The sequence below is a fragment of the Vicinamibacteria bacterium genome, from assembly GCA_035620555.1.
Taxonomy (GTDB): domain Bacteria; phylum Acidobacteriota; class Vicinamibacteria; order Marinacidobacterales; family SMYC01; genus DASPGQ01.
In genome coordinates, this window is the sequence record DASPGQ010000120.1 from 1 (window position 1) to 6,182 (window position 6,182).

A 6,182-nucleotide genomic window follows, 5' to 3' on the forward strand; every position below is an offset into this window, starting at 1 on the left:
CCCCCTTGGTTTGGCGTTCAACTCTGCCCGAATCGCACGACGTAAATCGGCGGAAGATGAGTCGATAGCGTCTGCCAGGAATCTCCCTGATCCTCACTAACCCACAGCGAGCCCGTCGTCGAGCCCATCGCCAGTAAATCGCCGGTGCCATCGATATCCAGGCCGTGCCGAAACACGACGTCGTAGGCATGCTCCTGGGGCAAGCCTTGGCGCAGGACTTCGAAGCTCCTGCCCCCGTCTCGCGTCCGCGCCACGACGACCGCGGCCGCGACCGGCACCCGGTGCTCGTCCTTGACGAGCGGAACGAGCCAGGCGGTATCGGGATCGGAGGGGTGGATGGCCGCGGCGAAGCCGAAAGACGACGGCTGAGCGTGAATCTCCTGCCAGCTCGCCCCACCGTTCTCGGAGCGAAACACCCCGTTGTGATGCTGGACCCAGAACGTGTCCTTGGCGGAGCGGCACTGGACGATTCGGTGGGGATCCTGGATCGCCGGATCTTCCCGTCGCTCGGGCGGCATATACTCCGCGTACATTCCCGTCGTGCTGGAGCGCCACGACGAGCCCGCGTCCTCGGTAATCCACACTCCCCCGCACGAAACGCCGAGCACCACGCGCCGGCTGTCCTCGGGATCGACGCAGATGGAGTGGATTCCGGGAACGTCGTATCCACCTCCGAACCACTTCGCCCGATCCGGCTGATCCCAGAGCGACGCATTGAGCTGCCAGGACTCGCCGCGGTCGTCGCTTCGAAACAAGCCGCCCGGCGCCGTACCCGCCCAGAGCGACCCCGGCACGTCGTTCCCCGCCGCCTCCAGGCACCAAATCAGCTTCAAGGCAGGTGCTTTCTCAGCGTCGTCCCCCTCCACTTTGGGATACTCGGGGATGGCCACCTCCTGCCAGCTCTTGCCGAAATCCCGCGAGCGACGAAGCTTCGCGCCGAAGTGCCCCAGGTCCAGCGCCGCGTAGAGCACGTCGTCGCGGCGATCGGGAAGCACCATGGGAACGGGGTCTCCGATAAATGCGGTCTCGACGATCGTCCACTTTCCCTCGGACTCCCGCTCGAACGTGAACAACCCCTTCCGCGTACCGACGTGGATTCTCTTTCTCACCGATCACCCTCCGGACAGGGCCTGCATGACGAAGACGTCCTGGTCGGCGCCGACCTCGTCCGTCAATCGCACCCGATCGTGGACCAGCTCTCCGCCAACGAACACGGCGACGTGTTGTCGCAAACGTCCCTGTTCGTCGACGATGTAGCTCCTGAGCTTCGGGTTCTCTCGAAACACGTTCTCCAGCACCGCGGCGAGCGTTCCCGGCGGAGCCTCGACGTCGGGGCATTCGAGGTGGCGTCTCAGATTGGGCGTGAAGGCGACGGTTGGCACGAGGAAAGTATCTCGATCCCCGCGAAGAGACGCAAACCTCGTCAAACGCGTCGATCCATCGTTGGATCGAGTGCGTCCCTGAGGCCGTCCCCCAGCAAGCTGAAACTCAAAACGACGAGCGTGATGGCGAACCCGGGCGCGAATGCGGCGACCGGAGTCGAGCGGACGAGCTCCCTTCCCTTGCTCAGCATCGCGCCCCATTCGGGGTCGGGCGGCTGCACGCCCAACCCGAGAAACGAGAGGCCGGAAGCGATGAGGATCGCGACTCCCAGTTGGAGAGTGCTCTGCACCACGAGGGGCGTGAGTGCATTCGGGAGAACATGGCCGAGAACGATGCGTCGCACCGAAGCCCCGAGCGCGCGGATCGCCAACACGTAGTCCCGCTCGAGAATGGAAAGAGCCGAGCCTCGCACGAGGCGGGCGAAAGTAGGCACGGAGAAGACCGCCACCGCGATCACGGTATTGCGAACGCCGTTTCCCAGCACCACGACGATGGCGATCCCGAGCAGGATGCTGGGCAGAGCGAGGAGCACATCCATCACCCGCATGATGATGGAATCGACGGCGCCGCGGTAATAAGCCGCCACGAGGCCGAGCATCGTTCCCACGACGAGACCCAGCCCCACGCTCGAGAGCGCGATGAACAGCGAGATGCGCGATCCGTAGATGAGCCGGCTCAGAATGTCGCGGCCCAGGTCGTCCGTTCCCAGGAGATGCGAAGGACTGGGTCCCGCGTAGTTGTTCTGGAGGTCCTGCTCCAGCGGACCGTAAGGAGAAAGCCAGGGCGCGAAGATGGCCGTGATTCCGAAAACGCAGATGACCGCCGCGCTGAAGACGCTGGCGCGGTTGCGGCGAAAACGGCGAAAAGCAACGGAGCTCATGGCGACGTCACCCGGATTCGCGGATCCACCACCGCGTAGAGAACGTCGGTGAGGCTGTTCACCACCACGAACACACTGGCCACGAAGAGCATCGTGCCTTGCACCATCGGATAATCCCGCCAGAGCACGGCGTCCACGAGAAGCCGGCCAACACCGGGAATGGCGAATACGCTCTCGACGAGAACGGTTCCCGCGAGGAGCTGTCCGAAACGCAGTCCTACGATGCTGATGACGGGAATGAGGGCGTTTTTGAGGGCGTGGCGCACGATGACGCTGTTCTCGCGACTTCCGCGAGCCCGTGCGGCACGGACGTATTCCTGGCCGAGGACATCCAGCATCGCCGAGCGCGTCATCCGCGAGATGGTTCCTCCCGATTGCGCCCCGAGGGTCACGATGGGCAGCACGTAGTGAGCCGGGGTTCGAATGCCAATCGAGGGAAACCACCCGAGCGAGAGCGAGAACAGGAGCATGAGCATGAGGCCGAGCCAGTAGGACGGTGTCGAGACCGCGAGAAGCGACAGCACCATGACCGCGCCATCCCAGAACCGATTATGCTTCATCGCCGCGACGATTCCGGTCAGCATTCCCCCGACGGTCGCTAGCACCGTGCCGCCCACCGCGATTCCGAGGGTGTAGGGGAACCGGTCGAGGATCTCCTCGGCGACGGGGTAGCCGGTGCGAATGGAAACTCCCAGATCGCCTTTGAGGGCATTGGCGAGGAAGCTGGCGTACTGCACGTAAAGTGGTCGATCGAGCCCGAGCTCCCGGCGAATCTGCTCGACGACCTCCGGACCCGCTTCCAGCCCGGCAACCATGAGCGCCGGGTCGCCCGGGATCATGTGGATCATCGAGAAGACGAAGACGGACGTCCCCAGAAGCGCCAGAAAGGTCTCGACCAGGCGCCGTGATACGTAGCGAAGCACGAGGGCTATTCGGACGAGATGCTCGCCCGTTCGAAGGTGACTAGCCCCAGAGGAGACGTGGTGAGCTCGGCCACGTTGGAGCGCGCGGCCACCACGTGGTAGTTGTCGAAAAGCCAGACGGCTCCGGGATCTTCGAGATAGACGATCTCCTGCGCCCGCCGATAGAGGGCATTGCGCTCGGAGGGGTCGACGGTGCGCATGGCCTCGTGGATGACCTCATCGAACTCGGCATTCGAGTAGTACCCGTAATTGTTCTCGTTGCGTTCCTGGGTGGCGAAAATGGGCCGAAGTCCCCAGTCGGCGTCTGCGGAGGAAGCGCCGGCACCCATGATGAAAATCTCGAGCGGGCAATCCTCGGGAAGGAGCCCGCCCCAGTACTGCCGGATCGTTCCCCACTCGAGTACCTCGATCTCCGATTCGATGCCGACCTTGGCCAGCTGGGCGGCTACGGCCTGAGCGATCTCGACCCCCATGTTGTACCGAGGGGTGGTCGTGATCTTCGTCCGGAAACCATCGGGCAAGCCGGCCTCAGCAAGAAGCGCTTTGGCTTTCTCGGGATCGTGGGGAATCTCACCGAGCTCGGCGCGGCCCCGGATTCGCGGCGTGAGGGGGCCGGTCGAGGGCGCGACCATGCCCGCCATGAGGTTGTCGATGATCGCTCGGCGGTCAATCGCATGGGAGATCGCTTGCCGTATGCGAGGATCTCGAAATGGCTCCCGCTTGCAGTGGAAGCGGAACTGCTGCGCCCCGATGCTGAGGGTCTTGATGATGGCGATGTCAGGATTTTCCTCGAGGCGTCGGAGGTCGGGTGGCGGCACGTGCGTGATGACGTCCACATCTCCCGACTCGAGAGCAATCACGCGGGACGCCGCCTCGGTGATGGGGCGGTAGACGATCGTCTCGAGCTTGCCGTTCTCACCGAAGTAGTCCTCGTTGCGCTCGAGGACGAGCTCGAGATCCTTCCGCCAGCGCACCACCTTGTACGGGCCGGTGCCCGAAGTGGCCTCGGCGGAGTAACCGAAGCTCTTGCCTCGCGCCCGGGCGACGGTCGGGTTCACGATCGCAGCCGATACGTGCGCCATCATGGGCTCGAACGCGCCGAAGGGATACCGGGTGACGATCCGAACGGTGAAATCGTCGGCGACCTCGACGCGCTCGATGGGAGCGAAGAGATCGCGGCGATTGTGTCCTTGCTCGGGGTCGAGAACCCGGTCGAAGTTGGCCTTCACCGCCTGCGCGTCGAAAGCCGTTCCGTCGTGGAACCGGACGCCTTCCCGCAGCTCGAACGTCCAGGTAACATCGTCCTCGGCAACCGACCACCGCGTCGCCAGGTCGGGAACGAAGCGCATGTCCTCGTCGTAACGGATCAGGGCGTTGTAGACCATCCAGATCACCTGGTCGGACTGGCTGTCGGTCGTGTTGTGAGGGTCGAGGGTCGTGGCGTCGGCCGTCGACGCGAAGATGAGAGAGTTGCCCGCCTTCTCGGCGGTGCACGAAAGCCACAGAAGCGCCGAGACCGCGACCGCCGGGATTCGACCCGCAGCCATCATTCGTCTTCGAAGGAGAGCGCGGCGGAATTGATGCAATACCGCAGGCCGGTTGGCCGGGGGCCGTCGGGGAATACGTGTCCGAGATGGGCGTCGCAGCTCGCGCAAAGCACTTCGGTGCGGCGCATGCCGTAGCTCTCGTCGGTTCGCGTGGCGACGGCTTCCTCCTCGACGGGCTGCGTGAAGCTCGGCCAGCCCGTTCCCGAATCGAACTTCTCCTGCGAGCGAAAGAGCGGCTCGTTGCAGCACACGCAGCGGTAAGTCCCAGGATCATGGTGGTCGTGGTACTCGCCCGAGAACGGGGGCTCGGTCCCGTGCTGCCTCGTTATTTGGTACTGCTCCGGCGTGAGAACCTCGCGCCACGCCTCGTCGGATTTCTTCAAGCGCTTGGTCATGGCTGTATTCTTACTACAGATGATCGTCATCACTGAAACGCTACGGATTCCCGGCAACGAAGTGGAGCTGCGTTTCGTTCGTGCCGGGGGGCCGGGGGGCCAGCACGTCAACAAAGCCTCGACCGCCGTCCAGCTGCGTTTCGACGTGGAGCACTCGCGATCGCTGTCGGACGAGGTGCGCGCCCGGCTGAAGAAGATTGCCGGGAAGCGATTGTCGGACCAGGGCGTCCTCGTGATCGAAGCCGGGCGCTTCCGCTCTCAGAAGCAGAATCGAGAGGACGCCATCGAGCGGTTCGTGTCCCTCCTCAGGCGCGCGGCCACCAAACCAAAGAAGCGCCGAGCGACGAAGCCGACCGCCGCAGCCAAGAAGCGCCGCCTCGAGGAGAAACGCCGCCGCGCGAAGCTGAAACGCGAGCGAAGCGGCGGCTATTCGTAACGCAAGGACCCGAAGGGGCAAGGACGCCAAAGCTTCAATCGCCGGAGGTCGCTCGAGCGCCGAACCCGCCCCGTTCGATTACAATCGGCTCATGTTCGTTCCCGCCATGATGTTCGCCTTGTTCCTGGCCCAGCCACGCCCCGTCACCGACGAGCGGCTCGAGAAGCCCGAAGCCGAGAACTGGCTCATGTACCGCGGGAATTACGCCGGGTGGGGCTTCAGCCCCCTCGACCAGATCCACCGCGGCAACGTGTCGAAGCTTGTCCCGGTTTGGACGTTCTCCACCGGGGTTACGGATGGGCACGAATCGCCCCCGATCGTAAACGACGGCGTTCTCTACGTCACCACGCCGCAGAACCAGGTGCTCGCGTTCGAAGCAGCCTCGGGCGAGCTACTCTGGCGCTACCAGCGACACTTTCCCGACGACCTCCAGCCGATGCATCCCACGAACCGAGGAGTGGCGCTGTACGGTGACCGAGTGTACCTCGCAACCGTCGACGCCATGGTGGTGGCCCTCGATGCGGCGACCGGTGAAGTGCTCTGGGAGACCGCGGTCGAGGACTATCGGAAGGGCTACTACATGACGCTCGCACCCCTGGTTGCGCGGGGGAAGGTCCT

The 6,182-nt window shown here is 64.2% G+C and carries 8 protein-coding genes; 2 read left to right on the forward strand and 6 right to left on the reverse strand.

All coding sequences use genetic code 11. The annotated features are described in order from the left end of the window. Nucleotides 1–17 precede the first annotated feature (17 nt). From VEK15_04930 to msrB, 6 genes are read right to left on the reverse strand one after another with little or no spacing between them, the layout of a single operon-like run. Nucleotides 18–1,109 carry an exo-alpha-sialidase gene (locus tag VEK15_04930; protein ID HXV60015.1) on the reverse strand — a complete coding sequence of 364 codons (1,092 nt, stop codon included), beginning with the start codon at nt 1,107–1,109 and terminating at the stop codon, nt 18–20. Between the two features lie 3 nt (nt 1,110–1,112). Beyond that, nucleotides 1,113–1,382 (reverse strand): MoaD/ThiS family protein, encoded by a 270-nt coding sequence (locus VEK15_04935; GenBank protein HXV60016.1) that lies wholly within the window; start codon nt 1,380–1,382, stop codon nt 1,113–1,115. A gap of 41 nt (nt 1,383–1,423) precedes the next feature. Continuing rightward, nucleotides 1,424–2,263: an ABC transporter permease gene (locus tag VEK15_04940; protein ID HXV60017.1), complete on the reverse strand. Its 840-nt coding sequence runs from the start codon at nt 2,261–2,263 to the stop codon at nt 1,424–1,426. Further along, on the reverse strand, nt 2,260–3,186 hold the full coding sequence (locus VEK15_04945) for an ABC transporter permease (protein ID HXV60018.1): 927 nt from the start codon (nt 3,184–3,186) through the stop codon (nt 2,260–2,262). Before VEK15_04945 ends, VEK15_04940 begins: the two co-directional genes overlap by 4 nt. A 5-nt stretch (nt 3,187–3,191) precedes the next feature. Beyond that, on the reverse strand, nt 3,192–4,736 hold the full coding sequence (locus VEK15_04950) for an ABC transporter substrate-binding protein (protein HXV60019.1): 1,545 nt from the start codon (nt 4,734–4,736) through the stop codon (nt 3,192–3,194). After that, complete coding sequence (gene msrB / locus VEK15_04955; protein ID HXV60020.1) at nt 4,733–5,128, reverse strand: peptide-methionine (R)-S-oxide reductase MsrB; 396 nt, start codon at nt 5,126–5,128, stop codon at nt 4,733–4,735. Before msrB ends, VEK15_04950 begins: the two co-directional genes overlap by 4 nt. A gap of 19 nt (nt 5,129–5,147) precedes the next feature. On the opposite strand from msrB, the gene arfB reads away from it, so the two are divergent. Then, entirely contained in the window at nt 5,148–5,564 is a 417-nt protein-coding gene (gene arfB / locus VEK15_04960) for an alternative ribosome rescue aminoacyl-tRNA hydrolase ArfB (GenBank protein HXV60021.1), read from the forward strand. A gap of 91 nt (nt 5,565–5,655) precedes the next feature. Further along, nucleotides 5,656–6,182, forward strand: a 527-nt coding sequence (locus tag VEK15_04965; protein HXV60022.1) for a PQQ-binding-like beta-propeller repeat protein, incomplete at its 3' end; no start/stop codon positions are given.